This window comes from Salipaludibacillus neizhouensis (assembly GCF_002886185.1).
Lineage (GTDB): Bacteria > Bacillota > Bacilli > Bacillales > Salisediminibacteriaceae > Salipaludibacillus > Salipaludibacillus neizhouensis.
This window is the reverse complement of the sequence record NZ_KZ614146.1, coordinates 1786709-1811908: the sequence shown is the minus strand read 5'-3', so window position 1 is coordinate 1811908 and position 25200 is coordinate 1786709. Positions and strand designations below refer to the sequence as shown.

At 38.1% G+C, this 25200-nt stretch carries 22 protein-coding genes; 4 read left to right on the top strand and 18 right to left on the bottom strand.

Features of this window, described 5'->3' with window-relative positions; all coding sequences use genetic code 11:
- Nucleotides 1–20: 20 nt before the first annotated feature.
- From CEF18_RS08410 to CEF18_RS08400, 3 genes are all read left to right on the top strand, one after another.
- Nucleotides 21–407 (top strand): ectoine synthase, encoded by a 387-nt coding sequence (locus tag CEF18_RS08410; protein ID WP_110936049.1) that lies wholly within the window; start codon nucleotides 21–23, stop codon nucleotides 405–407.
- 287 nt (nucleotides 408–694) lie between these two features.
- On the top strand, nucleotides 695–1753 hold the full coding sequence (locus tag CEF18_RS08405) for an AbrB family transcriptional regulator (protein WP_110936048.1): 1059 nt from the start codon (nucleotides 695–697) through the stop codon (nucleotides 1751–1753).
- A 25-nt stretch (nucleotides 1754–1778) separates the two neighbouring features.
- Nucleotides 1779–2177 carry a thiol-disulfide oxidoreductase DCC family protein gene (locus CEF18_RS08400; RefSeq protein WP_110936047.1) on the top strand — a complete coding sequence of 133 codons (399 nt, stop codon included), beginning with the start codon at nucleotides 1779–1781 and terminating at the stop codon, nucleotides 2175–2177.
- Nucleotides 2178–2179: 2 nt separating this feature from the next.
- On the opposite strand, the gene CEF18_RS08395 is transcribed toward CEF18_RS08400, so the two are convergent.
- The 6 genes from CEF18_RS08395 to putP all read right to left on the bottom strand — a co-directional run bounded on the left by CEF18_RS08395 (nucleotide 2180) and on the right by putP (nucleotide 6918).
- A complete protein-coding gene (locus CEF18_RS08395) occupies nucleotides 2180–3022 on the bottom strand; it encodes a cobalamin-binding protein (RefSeq protein ID WP_110936046.1) in 843 nt (280 codons plus the stop codon).
- A 75-nt stretch (nucleotides 3023–3097) separates the two neighbouring features.
- Nucleotides 3098–3247, bottom strand: coding sequence for a hypothetical protein (locus tag CEF18_RS25855; RefSeq protein WP_183040929.1), 150 nt, complete (start codon nucleotides 3245–3247; stop codon nucleotides 3098–3100).
- A 39-nt stretch (nucleotides 3248–3286) separates the two neighbouring features.
- Nucleotides 3287–4171: a 5'-3' exonuclease gene (locus CEF18_RS08390; protein WP_110936045.1), complete on the bottom strand. Its 885-nt coding sequence runs from the start codon at nucleotides 4169–4171 to the stop codon at nucleotides 3287–3289.
- Complete coding sequence (locus CEF18_RS08385) at nucleotides 4164–4691, bottom strand: DNA-deoxyinosine glycosylase (protein ID WP_110936044.1); 528 nt, start codon at nucleotides 4689–4691, stop codon at nucleotides 4164–4166. The genes CEF18_RS08390 and CEF18_RS08385 overlap by 8 nt, the downstream gene beginning before the upstream one ends.
- Complete coding sequence (locus tag CEF18_RS08380) at nucleotides 4688–5158, bottom strand: DUF6884 domain-containing protein (protein ID WP_110936043.1); 471 nt, start codon at nucleotides 5156–5158, stop codon at nucleotides 4688–4690. The genes CEF18_RS08385 and CEF18_RS08380 overlap by 4 nt, the downstream gene beginning before the upstream one ends.
- A gap of 272 nt (nucleotides 5159–5430) precedes the next feature.
- On the bottom strand, nucleotides 5431–6918 hold the full coding sequence (gene putP / locus CEF18_RS08375) for a sodium/proline symporter PutP (RefSeq protein ID WP_110936042.1): 1488 nt from the start codon (nucleotides 6916–6918) through the stop codon (nucleotides 5431–5433).
- Nucleotides 6919–7343: 425 nt separating this feature from the next.
- Here putP and CEF18_RS08370 point away from each other — a divergent pair, with 425 nt between their 5' ends.
- Nucleotides 7344–8087, top strand: coding sequence for an amidohydrolase family protein (locus CEF18_RS08370; protein WP_110936041.1), 744 nt, complete (start codon nucleotides 7344–7346; stop codon nucleotides 8085–8087).
- Nucleotides 8088–8270: 183 nt separating this feature from the next.
- On the opposite strand, the gene CEF18_RS08365 is transcribed toward CEF18_RS08370, so the two are convergent.
- The 12 genes from CEF18_RS08365 to CEF18_RS08310 form a co-directional block, all read right to left on the bottom strand.
- Nucleotides 8271–9344 (bottom strand): branched-chain amino acid aminotransferase, encoded by a 1074-nt coding sequence (locus CEF18_RS08365; RefSeq protein ID WP_110936040.1) that lies wholly within the window; start codon nucleotides 9342–9344, stop codon nucleotides 8271–8273.
- A gap of 389 nt (nucleotides 9345–9733) precedes the next feature.
- On the bottom strand, nucleotides 9734–11104 hold the full coding sequence (gene argH / locus CEF18_RS08360; protein ID WP_110936039.1) for an argininosuccinate lyase: 1371 nt from the start codon (nucleotides 11102–11104) through the stop codon (nucleotides 9734–9736).
- A gap of 286 nt (nucleotides 11105–11390) precedes the next feature.
- Complete coding sequence (locus CEF18_RS08355; RefSeq protein ID WP_110936038.1) at nucleotides 11391–12614, bottom strand: argininosuccinate synthase; 1224 nt, start codon at nucleotides 12612–12614, stop codon at nucleotides 11391–11393.
- A 72-nt stretch (nucleotides 12615–12686) separates the two neighbouring features.
- Nucleotides 12687–13646 (bottom strand): ornithine carbamoyltransferase, encoded by a 960-nt coding sequence (gene argF, locus CEF18_RS08350; RefSeq protein ID WP_183040930.1) that lies wholly within the window; start codon nucleotides 13644–13646, stop codon nucleotides 12687–12689.
- Complete coding sequence (gene carB, locus CEF18_RS08345; RefSeq protein WP_110936037.1) at nucleotides 13634–16891, bottom strand: carbamoyl-phosphate synthase (glutamine-hydrolyzing) large subunit; 3258 nt, start codon at nucleotides 16889–16891, stop codon at nucleotides 13634–13636. The genes argF and carB overlap by 13 nt, the downstream gene beginning before the upstream one ends.
- Nucleotides 16870–17967 (bottom strand): carbamoyl phosphate synthase small subunit, encoded by a 1098-nt coding sequence (locus tag CEF18_RS08340; protein ID WP_110937629.1) that lies wholly within the window; start codon nucleotides 17965–17967, stop codon nucleotides 16870–16872. Before CEF18_RS08340 ends, carB begins: the two co-directional genes overlap by 22 nt.
- On the bottom strand, nucleotides 17964–19169 hold the full coding sequence (locus tag CEF18_RS08335) for an acetylornithine transaminase (protein WP_110936036.1): 1206 nt from the start codon (nucleotides 19167–19169) through the stop codon (nucleotides 17964–17966). The genes CEF18_RS08340 and CEF18_RS08335 overlap by 4 nt, the downstream gene beginning before the upstream one ends.
- Nucleotides 19162–19965, bottom strand: coding sequence for an acetylglutamate kinase (gene argB / locus CEF18_RS08330; RefSeq protein WP_110936035.1), 804 nt, complete (start codon nucleotides 19963–19965; stop codon nucleotides 19162–19164). The genes CEF18_RS08335 and argB overlap by 8 nt, the downstream gene beginning before the upstream one ends.
- 10 nt (nucleotides 19966–19975) lie before the next feature.
- Nucleotides 19976–21202: a bifunctional ornithine acetyltransferase/N-acetylglutamate synthase gene (gene argJ / locus CEF18_RS08325; RefSeq protein ID WP_110936034.1), complete on the bottom strand. Its 1227-nt coding sequence runs from the start codon at nucleotides 21200–21202 to the stop codon at nucleotides 19976–19978.
- A 15-nt stretch (nucleotides 21203–21217) separates the two neighbouring features.
- Entirely contained in the window at nucleotides 21218–22267 is a 1050-nt protein-coding gene (argC, locus tag CEF18_RS08320) for an N-acetyl-gamma-glutamyl-phosphate reductase (protein WP_317624101.1), read from the bottom strand.
- Nucleotides 22268–22695: 428 nt separating this feature from the next.
- Nucleotides 22696–24144, bottom strand: coding sequence for a cardiolipin synthase (gene cls / locus CEF18_RS08315; RefSeq protein ID WP_110936032.1), 1449 nt, complete (start codon nucleotides 24142–24144; stop codon nucleotides 22696–22698).
- 76 nt (nucleotides 24145–24220) lie between these two features.
- Nucleotides 24221–25183, bottom strand: coding sequence for a ring-cleaving dioxygenase (locus CEF18_RS08310; RefSeq protein WP_110936031.1), 963 nt, complete (start codon nucleotides 25181–25183; stop codon nucleotides 24221–24223).
- Nucleotides 25184–25200: the final 17 nt, after the last annotated feature.

The following is a 25200-nucleotide window of genomic DNA, read 5'->3' as shown; positions in this document are numbered from 1 at the left end:
AACTGAGGAGGCTGTCATTCATGAAAGTAGTAAAATTAGAAGATATCATTGGAACTGATCAAGAGGTAAAAGGTGAAAACTGGACGAGTCGAAGACTACTTCTTAAAAAAGATAACATGGGGTATTCTGTGCACGATACACTAATTAAAGCAGGTACAGAAACTCACATTTGGTATCAAAACCACCTGGAAGCAGTTTATTGTATCGAAGGTGACGGAGAAGTTGAAACATTGTCGGATAACAAAATTCACCCTATTACTACAAATAGTATTTACGCTCTCGACAAAAATGATGAGCATATGCTTCGTGCGAACACCGATATGAGAATGGTTTGTGTATTTAATCCACCTATTACTGGCAAAGAAACTCATAATGAAGAAGGCGCGTACGAAATCGTCGAAGATTAATCAAAAAGTGTTGCGAGACAACATTCAGAAAAAGGATGACTTAATTGTCATCCTTTTTTTCTATTTAAGAGATAAGATTCTATAAGTTGACAGCTCTCTTAACATCCTGCGCATCAAGGGAAGCCCATCCTTTATTTATGATAACTGATGGTAGCGGAAGTTAACGATGTAATTAACAAAAGACGTTACTTGATTTTCTTCCACCTCCTCCCCACTCTTAGAATTTTTAAAATATAATATCTAAAAATGTTATAATGTACATAAGGATTATATTGGAGTTGGAACACATGGAAAAAGATTTAAAATCATTTTTAGAAACACTTTTAGTAGGTTGTATCGGCGGGTTAATCTTTTTTTTAATAAGCCTACCTCTTCCTTGGATGTTAGGCCCTTTAACAGCTGTTATGGTTTGGCAAAGCACTACAAGTCGAAAAATGATCTGGCCGGCGCACTATAAAAACATAGGATTAATTACATTAGGAATTACTTTCGGTCTTTATTTTTCGATTGAATCCATGTTGCTTATAGGTCCATATTTTCTGCCGTATGTATTATTAACTAGCCTAATGATATTGATTAGTATCATCAATAGTTCTTTTATCTCAAAGTTTATCAATGTGGATCAAGTAACGAGTGTCTTCGGATCCATACCAGGTGGGTTAACGGAGATGGTTATTGCAAGTGAATCACTTCATGCAAAGACCTCATTTGTGATGATATTTCAAACCGTACGGTTGTTAGTAGTACTCTTTACGGTTCCTTTTATAATTATTTATGCTTTTTCAGGTGAACCTAATACCTCAGTAGCAATATCAGAGCAAGCCAGTACACCCTTTCTTTCCTGGACTGCGTTGCTATTGTTATTACCGGTACTCCTGGGTTTTCGATTTAAGGAATTTATTCCTGCTGGCGTCATGATCGTTCCCCTTGTAACTACAGGTTTATTGAATATAAGTCCACTTGAAATCCCGCAAGTGCCTGCCTGGCTCTTTCTCGCAGCGCAGCTCAGTGTAGGAATTGGACTAGGTAAGAATATTTCATTAAACGACTTGAGAGCTGCTGGAAAATACGGGTTTGTATTTGCTGGATTAGCAGTTTGGTTAATTTTAATTGGTCTTGGTCTAGGTTTTGTACTAGCTTTTATTACTTCAATGGATTTACCCACTGCAATGCTGAGTATGGCACCAGGCGGTCTAGTTGAGATGGTTTTAACCGCATCTATAGTTGGCGGAGATCCGGCAATCGTTACTTCCCTTCAGCTTACGAGAATTCTAATTATTGTAGTATGTGTCCCAATTGGATTAAAATGGTATTTCAAAAGAAAAATGAAGAAAACGGTGGCTTAGGTATTACTTAAGGGGGTGTCAGAAAGTGAATCATGTCATTTTATTTGATGGTGTTTGTAATGTATGCAGCTCCAGTGTCCAATTTATTATGAAACGTGACCTTAAAGGCACATTTAAATTTGCTTCGCTGCAAAGTAAAATTGGACAAGAATTAGTAGAATCATATAATATCAGCAAAGACTTAGATAGTTTGATACTCATTGAGAATAATGGTTTGATCTACGATAAAAGTACAGCCGCTCTTCGAGTAGGAATGAGACTCAAAGGCGGCTGGACGTTATTACGTATTTTATTAGTGATTCCCTCAATTCTGAGAGATTTTTTTTATAATCGTTTTGCTGCTAATCGATATAAATGGTTTGGCAAGAAAAACGAATGTATGATTCCTACGTTAGAACAAAGGGAACGATTTTTAGACAAGTAAAGCTATATGCTCTCCTCTGCCTCTTCAAATGAATCTATCATTGGATCAAACCCATCTGGATAAGTAGGATAAATTTGAGGATGCAGGATCGCTGCTATTTTCATTAGACCAATCAAGAGTCTCGGGGATGGTCTGCAAAAATAAGGTTCCTCCAAAATGTGCATTTGGTTGTTTTTAATAGCACTTAGTTCCATCCAGTTAGGTCTTTTTTTAATCACATGTGGTTTTACTAAGTGCTGTTGGACTCCTACCCATACAATTGCCATCACATCAGGATCCCGTTGAAAGACATCCTCCCAATCTGTTTTAACACTTGACTTATCGATATCGGCAAACACATTCTCACCGCCTGCGAGTGTTGAAACCTCCGTTAACCAATTTGTCTTACCAGGAGTAAATATGGGTTTCGCCCACCATTCCCAATATACAGATTTTGGTTTAACAACTGTTGTGCTCAAATCTTTATATTTATCTACCCATTGATAAAATCTATCATGAGCCTTAAGACCTTGTTCTTGCTTCCCGGTTTTTTCACCAAGCCACAATAGAAGTTTGCCTATATCCGACAGTGTCTTAGGATTCTCCATGATCACATATGGTAGATTGCGTTTCTCTAGCTCTTCAATATTTTTCTCCATCCCAGGTACTGATAAAGAAGCCAAGATTAGATCTGGTTCCAACGCTTCTACCTTGTCCATATCTATTGATAAATCAGAACCTAATCGTGGTAAATGTTGAATAGACGCAGGCCAGTCGGAATATTTGTCAAGTCCAACAAGTGATTCTTCCAGTCCGACATAGGCTGCTATTTCTGTATTACTTGGGCACAGTGAGATAATTCGCATCGTGTTCCTCCTCTTATAAAATTGACTATCTTTAGTCTATGCGTTTCCAAACGGCTGAAACTAAGTTTAACTATCCTAGTTTTTCTTACGTAATGCTTTACGCTCTGCCTGTGGAACACATTGATAACAAACGTTGATTTCCCGATCGTTCACATCTATATATTTTGAAGGTTTTTTTAATTTTCTTTTACAAAAATCACATTTTCTATTAAACCAAGTAAACATTCCTGCCACCCCTTCTATTTCGGATGAAAAAATAAAATACTATTTAAGTTTAACACGGATTCCTTGTGTGCCCATTTCTTCCAAAATGAGTTCTTCGTCCCACTGTGGAATTAAGTTATCAAAATTAATATCTCTGACACTGTCGATATTAGTGACAATCTCGGATAACTCACGACTAATCCAAGTAGTTTCTTCTCCTGCAACCAGTTTTTTCTTATAGCGATTGTAAGAGGCATCTAATATATCTATATTTTTAAACAACTGTTTAAGATCACCATACTGCCTAATCAACGGCAATGCTGATTTTTCTCCTACACCTGCACAACCTGGGATATTATCACTAGGATCACCTAATAATGCTTTGACATCAACCCACTGTGTTGGAGAAATATTATATTCTTCTTGAAAGCTATCGAGTGAATAAACAATTTCTTGTTTTTTCTTTGACAGAATTTGAGACGTACTTGCATTTAGTAACTGAAACAAGTCATGATCATTACTATAGATAAATGCTTTACCAATATTTTGCGTACACCAATTCGTTGAAAATGTTCCGATGATGTCATCAGCCTCAAAACCGGGTACAGCTAGTTGATGCACACCCAGACGAGCTAAGATTTTTTCAATTAAACGATATTGGTCAATGAGAGGTTCTGGAAGTCCTGTTCGTTGCGCTTTATAAAAAGAGTATTTTTGATTTCTTGCTGTATCTTCTCTTTTCCCATCCCAGGCCACGGAAATATGAGTGATATTATAGTTTCTCTTTAATTGAAACAGTTTTTGGAAGAATACTCTGACAGCATTTATATATTCTCCTTGATCATTTTTCGCCAGCTGATCGTCGCTCTTTCCATAGGACGTTGCGAAATATCCTCTGCTCAGTAAATTAAATCCGTCAATTAATAATAAATTTTGCTCACTCATTGTAAATTCCTCCGTTAGTGTCTAAATAGTTCAAGATTTTTTCCCATTCCACTACTTTTTCTTTAAAGTTTTTCACATTCCGTCCCGGAACTGGACTTGATGAAGGCAATTTCTCATATGAAATACTGAGTTGATGTTGTTTTAAGTATTTTCTAAATGATTGATAAGCTTTCGTGCCGTTAAGTCCTATCCACTGTAGCGAAGGATACTTTACTACTAATGACGCTAAGTCATTCATTTTTTCATTTTTAATAGCTGAGTCTAAGCTACCCATTCGTTCACAAGAAGCTATAACATCCCAAACACCAATCTTATGCTTATGAAGAAAGGTAATCTTTTCGGTATAGTTTAACTGATGTAGTTCTTGATTAAATAGTTCTCCAAGTATTAACCAAAAATGATTTCTAGGATTTCCGTAATACTGCTGTCTCTTTAGCGACTCCATACCAGGCATAGATCCTAAAATAAGGACCCTTACATCTTTTCTAATGACGGGTTTCATGGAAGTAATCTCAATCATGCTTGGATCACCTTATGAATTGGTGTGTCAGACTCAATCGCTTGCTTAAGTCTGCGTTGCATGTAACCAATACCTTTACAGTCAAGGAGTGGAAAATCTAATTGAGCAGAACTGGGAATAATTCCCCCTAAAATCGGCACATACTTCTTCCCTGTTAAAACGACGTAATTATCGTACATGTATAAACTCTTTTGTTTCATCTGAAGCTGTAACTCTTCTAATGTAATAACTTCAGGAATTTTCATAGAAAAACTAACATCATACATCCCATCTACCTCATCTTCCGGTCTTAATAAGCCATGTTTCGCGGAAAGAATAAGATGTGTGTTAAAGAATTTTTCGGCATATGACTTACATAGATTGTGAAATGTTCCAATATAAGCTTCTGCGGCAGGAACTGCCTGCCTTTCGGGGTATTTACTCCATATTTTCTTATTACCACATGGAATGATACATATTTCTTTCATCAACTGATTCTCCTTAAGATTAACGCTAGTAATTATTTTATCATAAAAAATAATAATAATAGTCAAGGAAAACTTAGTTATTGAAAGATTTACGGAAAAGAGGAAAGTCTCAGATGTGTTCATTGAGTCGATTTTATAATTATGTATGGATAGAAAGCGTATAACCTTGAACGAAGCACAGAATTAGTTTTGGAGAATAGCTAAGGAAGGCTAAAGCTGTTTAAATCTGAAAAACGATCCTCCTTTGAAAAGGAGGATCGTTAGTAACGAAATTAAATCTCTGATGTTTTTACGGAATCGAATTCATCTAAAATCTCTCGTGAAGGACCTTTGCCTAGGAAACTAAAAACGACAATCGCAATTAAACTAAATACAAATCCTGGTACTATTTCATAGAGACTCCAAATACCGCCTTCTAGACCGAACCACGCACCAAGGTTGGACCAGATAATGACAGTTATTCCACCTACAATTATTCCGGCAAGTGCCCCATTTCTAGTCGCACGCCTCCAAAATAAAGACATGATGATAAGAGGACCAAATGCAGCACCAAAACCAGCCCAAGCATAACTGACAAGCTCCAGCACCGAACTTTCTGGATTATAAGCAAGTGCGATTGCAATCCCTGCGATAAGCAGAACACCAACTCTTCCGACCCAGACTAGTTCGGATTGAGAAGCAGTTTTGCGAAGAATAGATTTGTAAAAGTCTTCAGTGAGTGCACTGGTAGAAACAAGCAACTGTGAATCAATCGTGCTCATAATGGCCGATAAAATGGCTGCAAGTAAGAAACCAGATACCCAAGGATTAAACAGAACTTGAGTAAACAGTATGAAAACAGTTTCCTCATCAGCCAGTGGGGATGCCGTAAAGTTTTCAAAATATGCAATTCCTACTAAACCGACGAACATCGCACCTAATAAACACAGTACTAACCAAACCATACCAATTAAACGAGCCTTTGGTATTTCTTTTGAAGACTTTACAGACATAAACCGAGTAATAATATGGGGCTGTCCAAAGTACCCTAATCCCCATGCAAGTAAAGAAATAATACCAATCGTTGACATATCTGCAAAAGCGTCTAAAAGGGTAGGATCAATCTCTCCGACCAGCGTAATCGTCTCTGACCAACCACCCATGTTTTGAATAGCAACGATCGGAACAATGATGATCGCTAAAAACATGAGGATACCTTGGAAGAAATCAGTCCAACTTACAGCTAAGAATCCACCAAGGAAAGTATAAGAGATAATAACAATCGCCCCTATCCATAAAGCTTGGATATAAGGTAATCCAAATGAAGCTTCAAATAATAATGCCCCACCAACTAAACCAGAGGATGTATAGAAGGCAAAAAATAAGAGAATAAATAAAGCGGAGACAACACGTAGAATTTTGGATTCATCGCGAAAGCGGTTCTCAAAAAAGTCTGGCAATGTAATAGAATCTCCAGCAATCTCTGTGTATTGACGTAATCTTTTGGCAATGAACTGCCAGTTCAAATAAGCACCTACTGCTAGACCAACACCTATCCACATTTCAGACATTCCGCCGACATAAAGCGCACCAGGCAGGCCTAAGAGCAACCAGCCGCTTAGATCAGAAGCTCCTGCACTTAAAGCAGCGACTCCCCCACCTAGCCTTCTTCCACCCAAGACATAGTCAGACAAATTACTAGTCATTCGATACGCAATAATTCCTATAATTAATAACCCTATTAAGTAGACTATAAACGTAATTAAGGTAGCCGTATTCAACGTACTATTCTCTCCTTTCTGTAAAGAATGTAATGATGGATAAAAGAACAAGCGTTACCATTGGAATAAAAAGCCAAAATGTCGTAGCTCCTGTTAATCCAAAGTCTTCCACAATTCCACCTCCTATGGAAATAATTCATTACTATTTTACCGTACCCTTTTGTCTATTTTAAAAACATTTTTCTCTCAATTTTAAAAGTAACTACATGTTATAATAAAAATATAAGTAAAATGCATAGCGTCTTTTGGGTTAACTGCAGCGATATCTTTCGCCACCCTGATTAGCAATGATGATTGGAGTTTTGGTTCTACTCGAAAGGAAGGGTGCGCTACCCTCTAAGCATGTTGCGTATGAGAGGTGTTTTTTAACTTTCATACCAAAAAGGAAATCTTTTGTCTTTTAAAAAATAGGAGGAGTGATCTACATGGAAATTTTTGATGCGCATTTTCATATCATTGATCCACAATTTCCGTTAGTTGAAAATCAGGGATTTTTACCAGATACGTTCACAAGCTATGACTACTTAGAAAAGGCGAAAGATTTAAATATTATCGGGGGTGCATTAGTCTCTGGTTCTTTTCAAGAATATGATCAAACATATCTATTACATGCTTTAAAAATATTAGGTCCATCTTTTATTGGAGTTACACAACTACCTTATGATACATCGGATGAAAAAATTATTAATCTCGATAAAAAAGGAGTCAAGGCTGTTCGGTTTAATGTGAAGCGGGGTGGCTCGGAAATGTTGGCACGACTAGACTCCTTTTCACGGCGTGTTCATGACCTTGCGGGCTGGCATACTGAGTTGTACATCGACTCACGATCTCTTATTGAAATTGCCAGTACATTAACTGAGCTTCCTGCTGTTTCTATTGATCACCTAGGCTTGTCCAGAGACGGATTCTCCACACTGCTGGATTTAGTTGACCATGGTGTAAAAGTGAAAGCTACTGGATTTGGCAGATTGGATTTTAATCCGGAAGATGCTATTCGTGAAATTTATCACATAAACCCCGAAGCGTTAATGTTCGGCACAGATCTCCCCTCCACCAGAGCGAAGAGGCCTTTTCACCATTCGGATATAAATCTTATTTATAACGTACTAGATGAATATGGAGCAAAGAAAGTGTTATTAAAGAATGCACAAAGATGGTATAAGAAATAATTGAAAATATAAAGGACTTTGGTTCTAAAAAAATAATTAATTCTCATAGCAATAGCACCTAGAAATTAATCATAGGTGCTATCTTCATGTATATTTAAGATGCGTATATTACCGTTCGTTTTTTTATATATCGCTCTTTCGTTTTTCAAAAAAACAAAGTTTGGAAGTCAGCCTAGCCTTTACTTACTTTACTTGGACTGTCCATTCAAAAGGATCTGGGATTTTCCCTGTTTGTATCCCTGTAAGTGTCGTGTAAAGAGATTTCGTTAGCTCCCCGGTTTGGCGACCGTTAATAATCATAGATTCATCTTTCCAGATTAATTCTCCTATCGGAGAAACAACAGCTGCTGTTCCTGCACCAAACGCTTCCTCTAATGTCCCAGCCTCGTATGCTTGGTATACTTCTTTCATTGAAATTTTTCTTTCAATGACTTGGATATCCCAATCCGCTAAAAGTTGTATAATTGATTTTCTTGTTACCCCTTGAAGGATGCTGTCATTTAACTCTGGAGTAATGACTTGACCGTCAATTTTAAAGAAAACATTCATGCTACCGACTTCTTCAATATATTTTTTCTCTACTCCGTCTAGCCACATAACTTGTGCATGCCCCTGATTAGCAGCATATTCTTGCGCATTGTAACCTGCTGAATAATTTCCACCTGTTTTTGCTGTGCCCATTCCCCCGCGTACTGCTCGAGTGAAGTGCTCTTCCACCATAATGCTAACCGGATGAATGCCTTCTGGGTAATAAGAGCCAACCGGAGATAAAATAATGAAAAAAGTATAATTATTAGAAGGTGCTACTGATAAGCTGGGCTCCGTTGCAATAATAAACGGCCGAATATACAAGGAAGTCCCTTCTGCCTGGGGAATCCAATCTTTTTCCAAACTAATTAACTGTTTTAAGTAATCCATGACCAATTCTTCATTAATCGGAGGAATACTTAGTCGACCATTAGAACGATTTAATCTTTTTAAGTTCTCATCCGGGCGAAAAAGTAATACATCATTATTTTCGTCACGGTAAGCTTTTAAGCCTTCAAATACTGATTGCCCGTAATGAAAGATCATCGATGCTGGCTCTAAAGAAACCGGTGCATACGGGACAATTTGTGGTTGAAACCAGCCTTTTTCTCTTGAATATTCCATTGTAAACATATGATCTGTAAACAATTTTCCGAATTTCAAGTTGTCAGGATCTGGTTTTGTTTTTTTGTTAGGATTCTCATTAATAACTAGCTTTGCCTCTGTCATATTTCCACTCCTTATTTTCTAGACAAAAACGCTTGGATCAAAATAAATCCCAGCGTTTCGTTTACAGTTAATTAATAAAAAAAGATTTATTTCATTTTAATATTGTATCATGATTCAATCTATTTAAATTAGAAATTATAAAATGGATATCAGCTAAACCTGTAATACTTGCCACTAACTCACACCTGAATTACGGATCGGGGGTTAGGGGATCGAAAATAAAACTTTTGTTAAAAGATAAGAAAGTATAAAATGACAGCTATCTTTACGCCACAAGTATCAAGGAAAACCCATCCTCCTTTCGAGTAGCACCTACACACACTACGTAGGTGCTACTCGGGGTGGCGAAAGATCACGCTGTATTTAATAAAAGACGCTACGCGTTTTTTTTACATGAGTCCCTTAGCTAACTTCAATTGCTCTTTCACCTGTGATTGTGATGTGCCCCCATAGCTGCGACGATTTGCAACTACTTCTTCAGGAGCTAGGACACGATAAATATCGTCTTCAAACAGTTCACTGAAGCTCTTGTATTCCTCCATCGTTAAATCAAGTAGGTATTTGTTATTATCGATGCCATAAAGAACGATTTTTCCAATCACTTCGTGCGATTGACGGAATGGCATACCTTTTGTTACTAAGTAATCAGCAATGTCTGTTGCATTGGAATAATCCTCGGAGACAGCTTGCTTCATATTGTCTACTTTCACCATCATCGTATCAATCATCGGTGCAAGCATCATTAAGGACCCTTCTAACGTCTCTACAGTATCAAACATGCCTTCCTTATCTTCCTGCATGTCTTTGTTATAGGCAAGAGGCAACCCTTTAAGTACAGTTAGTAACCCCATCAAGTTTCCGTAAACTCTCCCTGTTTTGGCTCGCAGCAATTCAGGAACATCAGGATTTTTTTTCTGTGGCATGATACTCGAACCGGTACAAAAGGAATCATCTAATTCAATAAACTGAAATTCCTGACTGCTCCAAATGACCATTTCTTCGGCTAAACGAGAAATATGCATCATCATTATAGATGCGGCAGACATGAATTCAAGAATAAAATCACGATCACTTACTGCATCGATACTGTTTGGATATACATAGTCGAAGCCTAATTCATCAGCTACTTGTTTTCTGTCTAAAGGGAATGTAGTCCCAGCTAAGGCACCCGCGCCAAGAGGAGATCCACTCACTCTTTTCAGGCTATCCTGAAGCCTCTCTTTATCTCGTTGGAGCATCCAGAAATAGGTTAATATATGGTGCGAAAATGAAATAGGCTGTGCTCTTTGCAGGTGTGTATAACCTGGTAAAATGGTGTCGATGTGCTCTGATGCCTGATTTAGAATCGCTTTTTGCGTGCCTTTTACTAGCTCAATAATGTCTTCTGTATGATTTTTTAAGTACAGGTGCATATCTGTAGCTACTTGGTCATTCCTACTACGACCTGTATGTAGTTTTCCGCCAACGGGTCCAATCTCATCAATCAAGAATTTTTCAATATTCATATGGATGTCTTCATGTTCGACAGAGAAAGTTAATTCTCCATTTTCTAATTTGTTTTGAACAGCTTTTAATCCCTTCGTAATTGTCGCACCTTCGTCCTCAGTAATAATACCTGTGGTTGCAAGCATATTAACATGTGCGATACTTCCTTGAATGTCTTCATTTGCTAATTTTTGATCGAATGAAATGGAAGCCGTTTGCTCTTCTACTAATTTATTCGTTTCTTTTGTAAATCTGCCGCCCCAAAGCTTAGACATGGATTGGTCCTCCCTTTATTATATTTCATACTAGTCCCTGAAAATAAAATATACCAGAGACTTTTCCATAAGAAAAACGGCATAGCCGTCTTTTATTAAATACAGCGTCAGCTTCCACCGCTCCGAGTAGCACCTACGTAGTCCGTGTAGGTGCTACTCGAAAGGAGGGTGGGTTTCCCTTGATACGTGCGGTGTGAAGGTAGCTGCTAGTTTTATAAATTCTTATCTCATAAAGAAAGCCTGCCCCTCTTAAGAGAAGAGGCAAGCTTATAAAGTTTATATCCGCTTACTTATCTGTGTTCACTAAGTCAGGCTTTTTGTTGTGGACTTGAGAGTGAATTTGTGTCGATAATCCCCAAAGTTTGATAAAACCTACGGCCGCGTGATGATCGAACATATCTCCTTTAGAGTACGTTGCTAATGCTTCATTGTAAAGGCTGTTATCAGACTTTCTTGCTACAACCATCTGAGTGCCTTTCCATAGCTTAACTCGGACCTTACCGTTAACACTTGTTTGTGTATCATCAACAAATGCTTCGAGTGCATTTCTAAGTGGAGAATACCATAACCCATCATAGACAAGTTGAGTCATTTTTTGGTCAATTAGTGTTTTATATTGTGTTACTTCTTTCGTTAATGTTAAGAATTCCATTTCTTTGTGAGCATTAATTAAAATTAATGCACCAGGGTTTTCATAAACTTCTCTTGCTTTGATTCCAACCAGTCGGTTCTCAATATGGTCAATTCTTCCGATACCATGTTTGCCGCCAATTTTGTTTAACTGTTGAATGATATCAACTAAAGGTAACGATTCACCGTTTAAACTAACGGGCTCACCATTTTTAAATTCAATCTCAACATATTCAGGCTCATCGGGTGCATCTCCGATAGATGCAGTCCAATCGAATGCTTCTTCCGGTGCTTCTGCCCAAGTATCTTCTAATACTCCTGCTTCGCAAGCTCTCCCCCAAATATTTGCATCAATAGAGTAAGGCTTTTCTAAATTAACCGGGATTGGAATGTTTTTTTCCTTTGCGTAAGCAATTTCTTCTTCTCGGTTCATTCCCCATTCTCTAACTGGAGCAATGACTTCTATATCAGGATTTAATGCTTTAATAGAAACTTCAAAACGTACCTGATCATTCCCTTTTCCTGTACAGCCATGAGCAACAGCAATTGCCCCCTCTTTTTCTGCTACTTCAACTAGCAGTTTCGCAATCAAAGGACGTGATAATGCAGAGGATAAAGGATATTTTCCTTCATAGAGAAGGTTAGCTTTTAACGCAGGTAATAAATATTCTTTTGCTAATAATTCTTTTGCATCAATAATTACTGCTTTGTTTGCACCAACCTCCAATGCTTTTGCCTTAATAGATTCAAGGTCTTTTCCTTCACCGATCTCTAAACCTAATGCAATAACTTCATAATCATATTGTTCCTGTAACCATTTAATAGAAACGGAGGTATCTAATCCTCCAGAGTATGCTAAAACAACTTTTCCTTTACTCATTGGTAATCTCTCCTCGAAAGTAGTATTTTTATATATAATAACGTATTTTTATGCAGAAATCTACACAAAATATTAATTTTTTAGTAATTTCTTTAATAAAGCTTTCTGAGCATGCAGTCTGTTCTCTGCTTCATCAAACACTCTAGAGTGCTTTCCATCAATGATTTCAGCTGTTACTTCTTCTCCTCGATGGGCAGGTAAACAGTGTAAAAATAAATAATCATTTTTTGCATACTCCGTTATTTTTTGATTAATTTGAAATGGTTTAAAGAATTGTTTCCGAGTTTCGAGCTCATCCTCTTCTCCCATGCTAGCCCAAACATCTGTGACAATGACGTCTGCTTGATGAACAGCATCTTCCGGTTTTTTATGAAAAGTGATGTTAGCTCCTGTTTCTAAACCGATAGCCTTTGCGGCTTGGAAAATGGATTCGTCAGGTTCAAATCCTTTAGGACTAGAGACAGCCATATCCATTCCGACAAGTGCTGCACCCTCTAATAAGGAATGAGTCATATTGTTATTTCCATCTCCAATATAACTCATTTTAAGACCAGCTAGCTTTCCTTTAGTCTCATAAATAGTCATGAGATCCGCTAATACCTGGGTTGGATGATGTGGGTCCGTTAACCCGTTGATAACTGGAACAGAGGAAGAAGCAGCGAATTCCTCCACTGTTGCATGAGCAAACGTTCGAATCATAAGACCATCTACATATCTAGAAAGTACCTGTGACGTATCAGAGACTGTTTCTCCTCTTCCTAGTTGTATGTCCTGTGAACTAAGAAACAAAGCGTGACCGCCGAGCTGCAGCATTCCTACTTCAAACGAAACTCGAGTACGAGTTGACGACTTTTCAAATATCATTCCTAATGTTTTTCCTTGTAAATGAGGATGAGGTACCCCATCTTTAACTTGTTGTTTCATTAAAATGGCATCATCAATTAACTCGTGGATGTCATCCCCGGTTAAATCGGTCATCGTTAAAAAATGTTTTAGGTTCTTTGTTTTTTCTAATTGCTCTATGCCTTCCATACTGTCGCCCCCTCTTTTTTTTGCGCTAATGTATTTTCATAATATTGTAAAGAGTTCGGTGAATCCTCGACTTGTTCACCTGTAATCCAATTCGTCATCGCTACGACAGTTTCTAAACTTGTAAAGTAAGGAACTTGATACCGCACAGAAAGTTCTCGAATATAGAAACCAACTTTTTCTTTTTCACGACCTTGATTAGGTATATTCACTACCATATGTGGTGGTGAATCTTTCCAATGCTGCAAAAGTTCTTCTTTTGTGTTTAAAACAGCAACCGTGGAAATACCATGCTTCGCAAGAAATTCTGAAGTACCTCGAGTTGCTGTGATTACAGCACCAAGCTTTGCGAAGGAAGCAATAACAGGAAGACTCTCTTCTTTCATTCGATTTGAGATGGACGCAAATAATTGAATAGGTTCGTCTTGGATGTGCTGTACTTTACCAAGGAAAGAAGATACCTTCTTAAGTGCTTCATCTCTTGTCCAGCCAAGCCCAATGATTTCGCCGGTAGATTTCATTTCAGGTCCGAGCACATGATCGACACCTTTTAATTTGCTGGCTGAAAAGATAGGTGCTTTCACTGTGTAATAATCCGGTGCAGTTAATAAATTGAGTTCATCAGACAATGTATTTAACGGTATATCAAGTTGCGACATCACAGCCCATTCTATCATCGGAATTCCGGTTACTTTACTCATAATCGGCACCGTTCTTGAAGATCTAGGGTTCACCTCTAACACGTAGATAATACCTTTGTGAATAACAAATTGAATATTCATCATTCCAATAATCGGGACCGTTTTACAGATTTGACTTGCAATTTCGATAATCGTCTTCTTTTCTTCTTCGGATAGCGAAACAGGTGGGAAAACAGTCATACTGTCTCCAGAATGGACACCAGCTTTTTCTAAATGTTCAAAAATACCGGGTATAACAATGTCCTTACCATCACTGATAACATCCACTTCACATTCTAAACCAGGAACATACTGATCAATGAGCAAAGGCCAGCACTGATCATTTGTATCCTTCTGTATACGGGATACATATTGTTTAAGTTCTTTATAGCTATAGCAGATAAACATAGATTGCCCGCCAATAACATAAGATGGGCGGATTAAGACTGGAAATCCTAATTCAGATGCTGATGAGGATAACTCCTCTATTTCATGAACAATGTGTCCTGCTATATGAGGAATATCTAATCTATTTAATACCTCATAAAATTGTTCTCTGTCTTCCATTTGATCAATGTGAAACGGAGAAGTACCAAGGATATTGACACCTTCTTCTTCCAGGCTGTTAGCTAAGTTAATCGCTGTTTGGCCACCAAATTGAATAAGAACCCCATCCACTTTTTCTTTATCTATCACAGAAAGAACGTCTTCTAACGCTAATGGTTCAAAATACAGTCTATCAGCAATAGAGTAATCCGTGCTGACTGTTTCCGGATTATTATTAATAACGACAGCCTCATATCCCATTTTCTTCACTGCTAAAGCTGCATGAACAGAGCAGTAATCAAATTCAACACCCTGGCCAATTCGAATAGGTCCTGATCCTAAAACTAAAATCTTTTTACGATCATGGTTTGTCGTTACTTCATCATGGCCGTGCCATGTGGAGTAATAATATGGTGTAATAGCATCAAATTCGCCGGCGCAAGTATCCACTAATTTATAAACTGGCTGAATGCCATGTTGTTTTAGCGTTTTTCTGACTGATTTTGATGTGGTACCTAGTAATTCCGCGATTCGTTCGTCACTGACGTTAAACCGTTTTGCTTCTCGGAGTACGTTTTCCGGAATTTCTGGCCAATCATATGTTGCCAATTTTTCTTCACATTGAACCATACGCTCTACTTTCTTCAAAAACCAATAATCTATTTCAGTAAGTAGTTGTAATTCAGATACTGTTTTACCTCTTGAAAAAGCTTCCGCGATCGCAAAAATCCGTAAATCATTAGGTATCAATAATAAGTCATCGAGTTCGGTGGAGCTCTTTTTATCCATGTTTGGCCATTTAAGGCTAAAAACCTTCATTTCCAAAGAACGTAAAGCTTTATTCAAGGCTCCTTCAAATGTACGGTCAATCGCCATTACTTCCCCTGTGGCTTTCATTTGCGTCCCTAACGTGCGATCAGCCTCGGTAAATTTATCGAAAGGAAATCTCGGTAGTTTTACGACGACATAATCTAAAGCTGGTTCAAATGAAGCATAGGTGTTACCAGTTATAGGATTTAGGATTTCATCCAGAGGATATCCAATGGCACATTTAGCTGCAATACGAGCGATTGGATATCCCGTTGCTTTAGAAGCTAAGGCGGAAGATCTACTCACTCTTGGATTTACCTCAATGATGCAGTATTCATTAGATAATGGGTTTAGTGCAAATTGGATATTACAGCCCCCAACGACGTCCAAAGCTCGAATCACCTTTAGAGACGACGTGCGCAGCATTTGGTACTGGACGTCTGACAGTGTTTGTGAAGGTGCTACTACAATGGAGTCACCTGTATGAACCCCAACCGGATCCATGTTCTCCATGTTGCAGACAATGACGCAGGTGTCGTTGGCATCACGCATAACCTCGTATTCGACTTCTTTCCAACCCTTTATGCTTTTTTCTACTAATACTTGGTTGATCGGGCTCAATGTAAGACCATGTTTTAAAAGTGTAAGAAATTCTTCTTCGCTGTAAGCAAAACCGCCGCCTGCTCCCCCAAGGGTATAAGCTGGTCTTAAAATAACCGGAAATCCGATTTCTTCGAGGAAAGCAAGACCATCATCTAGTGTTTGAACAATTTTAGATTCTGAAATTGGCTCTTTAATATCTATCATCAGCTGGCGGAATAATTCTCTGTCTTCCCCGTTTTGAATGGATTTAACCGAGGTACCAAGCAGTTCGACATTGTATTTTTCGAGAATACCTTTCTCGAACAGTTCGACAGTTAAATTGAGTCCTGTTTGTCCGCCTAAACTTCCAATCATTCCATCTGGTTGCTCTTTCTTAATAATCCGTTCTAATGACTCCACGTCAAGAGGCTCCATATAGACATGATCTGCGATTGTTTTGTCTGTCATAATGGTTGCTGGATTATTATTAACTAAAACAACTTCTATGCCTTCTTCTTTTAATGCAAGACATGCTTGAGTGCCTGCATAATCAAACTCTGCTGCTTGCCCGATGACAATCGGTCCTGAACCTATCACGAGAACTTTTTTTAGAGATTCACGCTTCCACATACTTGTTTCCCTCCTGATGTAACCACTTGATGTATGAAATCATTAAATATATATGCTGTGTCGCTTGGACCTGGGTGAGCTTCAGGGTGAAACTGCACACTTTGAATGGGAAGACTGACATGCTTCATCCCCTCAAGAGACCGGTCATTTACGTTTTTAAATAGAACTTGAAAAGATTGTTGGTCAATACTTTCTTCAACGACAACATAGCCATGATTCTGAGATGTCATGCGAACTTTGCCTGTAAGAAGCTCTTTGACAGGGTGATTACCGCCACGATGACCGAAAGGCATTTTTTTCGTTTTTCCACCATAAGCGAGTGCAATGAGCTGATGACCTAAACAAATTCCAAGTGTCGGATACTTTTCTGTTAAGGCTCGGATTTGAGGGAAAAAAGGTGCCATTTCCATTGGATCTCCTGGTCCGTTACTTAAAAGAATACCATCGGGTGATAATGCTTCAATCTCTTCGAATGAGGTGTTATAAGGTACGATACTAACCTTGCACTGTTCCTTTAGTAAAGCATCCAATATGGACTTTTTATAACCAAAATCGACGAGTACAACATGCGATTCTCCTTGTCCATGAACCTCTTTTTTGGATACAGTAACCTGGGAAACTAACTCTCCATCATGCTTATTTCCCCATCCATTTAGAGGAATGACACTTTCTTTCGATTGTACAAGTTTTCCACGAACCGTGTGATGTTTTCGAATCACTGCAACTAGTGCTCTAGTATCAACATTTTTCAGGCCGGGCACTCCTGCTTTATCCAATTGTGCTGAAAAAGAACTCGTTGATTGATAATGGCTCGGTTCTTCACAAACATCACTTATAATGACAGCTGAGACAGCTAGTGAATGACTCTCGTTGTCATCTTCATTCACTCCGTAACTTCCGATAATAGGATAGCAAAACGTTAGAATTTGCCCTGCATAAGAAGGATCTGTCATCATTTCCTGATAGCCTGTCATGCTCGTATTAAACACAACTTCGCCCGTCATTTCGTCATTGGAACCGATCCAATCTCCATCAAAAACTTCTCCGGTTTCCAGCATAAGATATCCTTTTGTCATGATGTTACCCCCTGTTCTTCGGCTTTAATAGTATGTTTTAATTCATCCATAAATAATTCGAGTTCTTCTGTCGTCGTGACAAGTGGAGGAAGGATACGTAACACCTTCGGACCCGCGATAAGGACGAGAATCTTCTTCGCTCTGAGTGATTCCATGATCGGTTTAACAGGATGAGTGAATTCGATTCCGATCAGTAACCCCATGCCACGAACTTCAACGATACTCGGAAAATCTTCTTTTAGTTGATGCAGTTGTTTTGTCAGCATGGCACTTTTATTCGTGACTGTTGTTAAAAAATCAGGAGAAGTTAACGCTTCTATAGTTGCTAATCCTGCTGTTGTTGCTAAAGGATTACCTCCAAAAGTACTACCGTGAGTTCCTGGTTGAAAGGAGTTAGCGACGGCTTCCTTAGCCATCATTGCTCCGATTGGAAAACCGGACCCAAGTCCTTTTGCTAAGGTTATCACGTCAGGCTCAATATTAAATTGCTCATAAGCAAACAAAGTTCCAGTTCTGCCCATGCCTGTTTGGATTTCGTCGACCATGAATAAAATATCATTCTCCTTACAAATTTTTGCTAGTTCTTGAATCCAAGATGGATCTGCAGGACGTACCCCGCCTTCCCCCTGTACTAATTCAAGAAGAACCGCTGTAGTTTTACCATTATTCACTTCGGTTAATGACTCGAGATGATTAAATGGCAAGTAACGAAAACCTGGTGTTATCGGAGTGAATCCCTCATGTATTTTTGTCTGTGCAGTAGCTGCAAGTGTTGTTCCAGTTCTTCCGTGAAAAGAATCAGAAAAGGTAACTATTTCTGTTCTCTCAGCATGTCCCTGGTCTTTCGCATATTTTTTAGCTAACTTGATGGCAGCTTCATTTGCTTCTGCACCACTATTACAAAAAAAGACTTGGTCAGAAACGCTATTCTCTGTCAGTATATTTGCGAGTGCTTGTTGAGAAGGAATCTCATACAGGTTCGAGCAATGCCATAAAGAATCCAGTTGCTCATGCAATTTTGCTTGCACAAAGTCCGGCACATGGCCGAGGTTACATGTAGCAATCCCGGAAGTGTAATCTAAATATTTTGTATCGTTTTTATCCCATACATAACTTCCTTTTCCTTTAACTAAAGTAATAGGAAAACGCTGATATGTGTTCATTATTCGTGCAGATGGTGTTGACATAACTGATTTAGGCATAGTGAGCCTCCTTCTCAATAATCACTTTTGTTCCAACTTGTTTTCCAGCGATATAATTAGCTAGGTCAATTGGGGTGAGTCCATTTAGTATGATAGATTCTTTGACACCACCAGAGAGTCCTTTAAGTGCGGAGCGAACCTTAGGAATCATTCCCCCGTAGATAACTCCGGAGAGAATCATTTTCTCGATTTGTGTTTTTGTGAGCTCTGAATGAATAATTGATTTTCCATCAATGTCTTCCATAACACCAGGAATGTCACTGATTAGGATCAGTTTTCCTTGTAATGATTGTGCAACTGCTGCAGCTGCCATATCACCATTCACATTATAACGCTGGCCAGACTCGTCAATTCCGATAGGAGAAATGACTGGAATCCCGCCATTGTTCATAATCAGCTTTAGCCAGTCTGTATTTACTTGTTCTACCTGACCAACAAAACCTAATGCCCCCGATGGATCCACTGGAGATACTTTCAGAAGAGAGCAATCCACCCCACTTAGACCTAGTGCAGTTCCGCCAACTTTTCCAAGCTTTGTGACGATTTGTTTGTTAATGGAACCACTCATAACCATTTCCGCAACGTCTAGTACTTCCTGCGTGGTCTTACGAAGACCTTTCACGAAAGAACTCTCAACGTTTAACTGTTCTAATGCATGGTTAATTTCAGGACCGCCGCCATGAACGATAATAGGTTCGCATAAACCCGACAATTTCAACTGAACAACGGTTTCATAAAAGGATTGTGGAAGTTTTGCCAAAACACTTCCACCAACTTTTAAAATCATTACATTCATCCTGTACACCTCACGTTCTGTATGAAGCATTGATTTTGACGTATTCATAGCTTAAGTCACAGCCCCATGCTGTTGCTTCTGCGGAACCATCTTGTAAGTCAACGATAAGTTTAACTTGTTCTTGCTCTAAATATTTTTTTCCTTCCAATTCATCAAACTCAAGAGGAAGCCCATTTTTAACCACATCAATATGCCCTAATGAGACACAGACTTTATCTGGATCTATTGGTTGCTCACTATAGCCAACTGCACAAACTATTCTTCCCCAGTTAGGATCAGCTCCGTATACAGCTGTTTTGACCAGGTTAGAAGAAATGACTGCTTTGCCTACTTGACTTGCTACTTTTTCTGAGGCTGCACCTTTAACCTGTACCTCGACCAACTTAGTAGCACCCTCACCATCTCGGGCAATTTGTTTAGCCAGGTTTTCACTGACAACGCGTAGCGCATGAACAAATAGTGGCCATTGTGGATGATTTTCTGATAAGGTGTCATTATTTTGACATCCGTTAGCGAGTACTAAAACCATGTCGTTTGTACTTGTATCACCGTCTACAGTGATCATATTGAATGTTTTATTCGTTACCTCACGTAATGCGTTTTGAAGACTGTCAGGATCAACCTGTGCATCTGTAGTAATAAAAGAAAGCATTGTAGCCATATTCGGATGAATCATACCGGACCCTTTTGCTGCACCGCCAATTGTAATTGTTTTTCCATCTATTTCAAATTGAATAGCGACATGTTTCGTAACCGTATCAGTCGTTAAAATAGCAGTTTCAAACTTTTCTGCAGAATAGTTCTCTGGTTCATTCATGGAAGATATACCTTGGCGGATTTTTTCCATTGGTAAAGTTACCCCGATTACTCCTGTGGAAGTTACTGCAACGTGGTCCAGCTTAACGCCCATTTGAGTCGCTGCTAATTGTTGCATTTGCAAAGCATCATCCATACCTTGCTTACCGGTACAGGAGTTTGCAATGGCCGAATTAACAACGATGGTTTGTATCTTTTTTTCTTTTGCTATACTGGCCTTCGTGACTTTAAGGGGTGGTGCTTCAAAAGTGTTTAACGTGTATACCCCTGCTGTTGCAGCCGGTACTTCGGAATGAATCCAGCCAAAATCAAGTTTTGATCTACGCAATCCGCAATGGACCCCTCCTGCTGAAAAGCCTATAGGACTAGTCACATGTCCATTGGTTACTACTTTGATATTTTTTTCTGAGATTGCAAGCATTGATTATCTTCCTTTCTATGGGTACATCGGAATGGTATGTAATGCATGAGTTTCATCCCATCCATTCATTAAATTAACATTTTGGATTGCCTGACCGGCAGCTCCTTTAACTAAGTTGTCTATGGCGGACATGATAATAAGCTGATTCGTCCGTTCATCTACAAAAAGGCCAATATCGCAAAAATTACTTCCATATACGTCTTTTGTAGTTGGATAGGAATCTTTTTTTCTAATTCTTACAAACGGATGAGATTTATAATGAGATTGATAGATTTCAATCACTTCATCAATGGTAATATCCGAAGTTAATTGTCCGTAAGCGGTACATAATAAACCTCTTGTCATAGGAATCAGATGTGTCGTAAAGGTAACGGCAATCTTATTATTTACTGATTCAGATAAGTATTGCTCAATTTCAGGTATGTGTTGATGTTTACCAATCTTATAAGGTTTAAGGTTATCATTTGTTTCTGAAAAGTGAGTCATGGATGAAGGTGTTCTGCCGGCTCCAGAGACTCCTGTTTTACCATCTATAATGATCCTTGTTGGTTGAATAATATGTTGCTGCAGAGCTGGTATTAATCCAAGTAATGCAGAAGTTGGATAACAGCCAGGATTTGAAATGATTCTAGCATTCTTAATTTCTTCTTTATTTATTTCAGGCAAGCCATAGATTGCTTCTTTCAAAGTTTCTTCAGGAGCAGCTTCACCGCCATACCATTTTTCATAATCCTGTGAATTACTCAATCGTAAGTCCCCGGAAAGATCAATGCACTGAACATTCGTCCCTCTGAACTGAGGAATGAGTGCTTTACTCACACCTGCTGGAGTGGCAAAGAATACGACATCAATTTCTGCCTTTAATTGGTTGATATCCAACTCTTCCATAGGAGTATCAACGAATTCAATCAAGTGCGGATAAATCGATGCTAAATATTCTCCCTGTTGAGATTGTGAAATGATTTTCGTTATTTGCAAGTGTTTATGCATGTGGAGGATTCTAACTAATTCTATCGCTCCATATCCAGTTCCGCCTATAATTGCTACGTGTTTCAAGAAAATCATCTTCCTTTCGATTCCTTAGTATATTGTTTATTATTATAAGCTTTCAAACATATTTATGCAAGATTATTTATAAGTATTTTTAAATAAATATTCAAGATTTTTAATAATAGTATAGTATATACGCCCTTTTATTGAATGTAGGTTGTATAACTCAAATTTTTATTTTCGGGCGATTTTTTTTAGAATGGCCTTAATAACTTTTGAATGCTGTTTTAATTCAGGTGAGAAGGTTACTCAAATTCGCTTTAGGCTAATGCTTTTCAGTGTTTCGTTTCTTCAAGTTAATTATCTAAAACAACAATGTTTACTTACAGAAGCAATAAAAAAACAGACACTCCTGATTACCAGGGATTGTCTGTTTTTCTTAAAGCATCTTAGCATTCTTTCTTCTGAAGACTTAATCAACAACTATTTAAATGTGCTTTTTACTATAAAACTGGTGATAGAAGTCTAGAAACAGATTCTTTCGCACGAATCCATTTCGAGCGGTTTTCATACATTTTTTCAGTGAATCTAGTTGAATCGAGCATATCCTTTTCAAAAGATTGTGCCACTATTTCTGAAACTTCTTGATCATAAATAAATGCATTCACTTCAAAGTTCAGCTTAAAACTTCTCATATCTATGTTTGCTGTACCTACGGAATTCATTTTTCTATCAATAACAATCGTTTTTGCGTGAATGAATCCTTTGTTATAAATATACACTTTTGCACCTGTTTTAAGTAATTCGCCGATGTGAGAATATGTTGCCCAATACACAAAAGGATGATCTGGTTTGTCTGGAATCATGACACGAACATCTTTCCCTGATAAGGAGGCAATCCTTAATACATCAAGCAAACTTTGATCTGGAATGAAATAAGGAGTTTGAATAAAAATAGATTCTTTTGCACTCATAATCATCTTGATATATCCGTTCTTTATCTGTTCCCATTCTGAGTCTGGACCACTGGATACGATTTGCATTGTTGCGTTGCCTAGATTTTTTTTCATCGGGAAATATCTTGATTCATAATCAATATTAGCTTTTTTGGATGCTTGACTCCAATCTAAGATATATCTTGTTTGCATTGGATCAACGGCATTACCTTGAATTCTAAGGTGAGTATCTCTCCAATAACCAAATTTTTTGCTTGTACCTATGTACTCGTCACCAATATTAAAACCACCTACATACCCAATCTGACCATCAATGATAATCAATTTCCGGTGATTGCGATAATTTAGTCGTAGATTAATGAGAGGAAATCTTGAAGGGAAAAATACAGCCACTTCTCCACCCGCAGCTATCAGTGTCTTGAAGTGTGTCCTAGATAGGTTTCTTGAACCGAGTTCATCATACATAACCCTCACTTTTACACCTTCGTTAGCTTTTTTAACTAGCTCTTGAATAAGTTTTTTACCCAAGTTATCATTTCTAAAAATATAGTATTGAATATGAATGTGATCCTCTGCTTGTTTAATATCATCAAAAACGTGATCGAATTTTTCCTGTCCATCCATTAATAATTGAACATTATTATCATGAGTAAGAATAGCATCGTTATTTATTAGGTGCATGTATATGAGATCTCGGTATGGATCAACATTGTCATCGTAATAACGAAACTCAGGATCGCGGATTTGATCAATTTGTTTGGTGATTATATCCACAATACCAATCTTTCTCATACCTGCCCAGTTAAATAACCTTCGCCTTGTTAGGTTTTGACCAAAAAAAAGGTAGAATATAAATCCTAAAAAGGGAATGAAAAATAATATCATTACCCAAGCCCAAGTCGCAGAAGCATCTTTTCTTTCAATAAAAACGACAATTATGGCAAGAAGCATATTAATAATAAATAAAACCGCAACTAAAATAGAAACAATATTCATAAGTCCTCCTGTTAACTACTGCTTGATCCGCTTATTGTATTTTAATCTATTTACTTGCGGTCTGTATAGTAATTTTCTATTTAGTTTCCAATGGTTTTAATTTTGCTTCGATTTCTTCGCGTTGATCTTCAAAATAAGGTGGTAATGCAAGATTCTCACCAAGCTTTTCAAAAGGTTCATCGCCTTCGAATCCAGGACCATCTGTTGCAAGCTCAAACAGAATGCCATTCGGTTCTCGAAAATAAAGAGAGCGGAAATAGTATCTTTCGACAAATCCTGAATTCATATAACCTAGGCTTTGGATATGCGTAACCCATTTAAGAAGTTCTTCTTCTGATTCCACTCTGAAAGCAACATGATGAACGCTTCCTCGCCCTGGACGTTCTCGTGGCATATCTTTTGTGGCGTGAACATGAACTTCCGCGCCAGTTCCTCCTTTACCAGTAGAAAAAACAGTTACTTCGTCACCATTCAGTTGGTACGTTGTATGTTGTTGAAATCCTAGGACATCTGTTAAAACTTTATGTGTCTTTTCCGGTCGCGGAACTGATAATCTTACGGGGCCTAAACCGATGATTCCTTTCTCTTGTGGAACAGGACTCTTTTCCCACGGTATACCACCCTCTACTCCAGAATTCGTTTCATCTGAAATTAATTGTAGACGCTGATCCTCGAAGTCTTTAAAATCAATCACTTTTCTACCGTATCGCTCTTGAATACCACTATTATCCACGTTATATTCTACAAAACGTTCTAACCAGTAATTTAATGTTTCATCACTTGAGACTCTCAGTGCTGTTTGGCTAATACTCTGAGTTCCTTCTCTATTTTTAGCTGCATGAGGAATTTCAAAAAAAGTTAAATCTGTTCCAGGATTTCCTCTCTCATCTGCATAAAATAAATGATAGACACTTGTATCATCTTGGTTAACGGTTTTTTTGACAAGTCTCATGCCTAAAATTTCTGTGTAAAAATGTAGATTATCCTGAGCGTTTGCAGTTAAAGCTGATACGTGATGAATGCCCTTAAGTGATTTCATAATTTATCCCTCCACAA

Coding starts and splice junctions, on each gene's coding strand:
- CEF18_RS08410 (WP_110936049.1), top strand. CDS start 21: ATGAAAGTAGTAAAATTAGAAGATATCATTGGAACTGATCAAGAGGTA.
- CEF18_RS08405 (WP_110936048.1), top strand. CDS start 695: ATGGAAAAAGATTTAAAATCATTTTTAGAAACACTTTTAGTAGGTTGT.
- CEF18_RS08395 (WP_110936046.1), bottom strand. CDS start 3,022: ATGCGAATTATCTCACTGTGCCCAAGTAATACAGAAATAGCAGCCTAT.
- CEF18_RS25855 (WP_183040929.1), bottom strand. CDS start 3,247: ATGTTTACTTGGTTTAATAGAAAATGTGATTTTTGTAAAAGAAAATTA.
- CEF18_RS08390 (WP_110936045.1), bottom strand. CDS start 4,171: ATGAGTGAGCAAAATTTATTATTAATTGACGGATTTAATTTACTGAGC.
- CEF18_RS08385 (WP_110936044.1), bottom strand. CDS start 4,691: ATGATTGAGATTACTTCCATGAAACCCGTCATTAGAAAAGATGTAAGG.
- CEF18_RS08380 (WP_110936043.1), bottom strand. CDS start 5,158: ATGAAAGAAATATGTATCATTCCATGTGGTAATAAGAAAATATGGAGT.
- CEF18_RS08370 (WP_110936041.1), top strand. CDS start 7,344: ATGGAAATTTTTGATGCGCATTTTCATATCATTGATCCACAATTTCCG.
- CEF18_RS08365 (WP_110936040.1), bottom strand. CDS start 9,344: ATGACAGAGGCAAAGCTAGTTATTAATGAGAATCCTAACAAAAAAACA.
- argH (WP_110936039.1), bottom strand. CDS start 11,104: ATGTCTAAGCTTTGGGGCGGCAGATTTACAAAAGAAACGAATAAATTA.
- CEF18_RS08355 (WP_110936038.1), bottom strand. CDS start 12,614: ATGAGTAAAGGAAAAGTTGTTTTAGCATACTCTGGAGGATTAGATACC.
- argF (WP_183040930.1), bottom strand. CDS start 13,646: ATGGAAGGCATAGAGCAATTAGAAAAAACAAAGAACCTAAAACATTTT.
- carB (WP_110936037.1), bottom strand. CDS start 16,891: ATGTGGAAGCGTGAATCTCTAAAAAAAGTTCTCGTGATAGGTTCAGGA.
- CEF18_RS08340 (WP_110937629.1), bottom strand. CDS start 17,967: ATGACAAAAGGATATCTTATGCTGGAAACCGGAGAAGTTTTTGATGGA.
- CEF18_RS08335 (WP_110936036.1), bottom strand. CDS start 19,169: ATGCCTAAATCAGTTATGTCAACACCATCTGCACGAATAATGAACACA.
- argB (WP_110936035.1), bottom strand. CDS start 19,965: ATGAATGTAATGATTTTAAAAGTTGGTGGAAGTGTTTTGGCAAAACTT.
- argJ (WP_110936034.1), bottom strand. CDS start 21,202: ATGCTTGCAATCTCAGAAAAAAATATCAAAGTAGTAACCAATGGACAT.
- argC (WP_317624101.1), bottom strand. CDS start 22,267: ATGATTTTCTTGAAACACGTAGCAATTATAGGCGGAACTGGATATGGA.
- cls (WP_110936032.1), bottom strand. CDS start 24,144: ATGAATATTGTTTCTATTTTAGTTGCGGTTTTATTTATTATTAATATG.
- CEF18_RS08310 (WP_110936031.1), bottom strand. CDS start 25,183: ATGAAATCACTTAAGGGCATTCATCACGTATCAGCTTTAACTGCAAAC.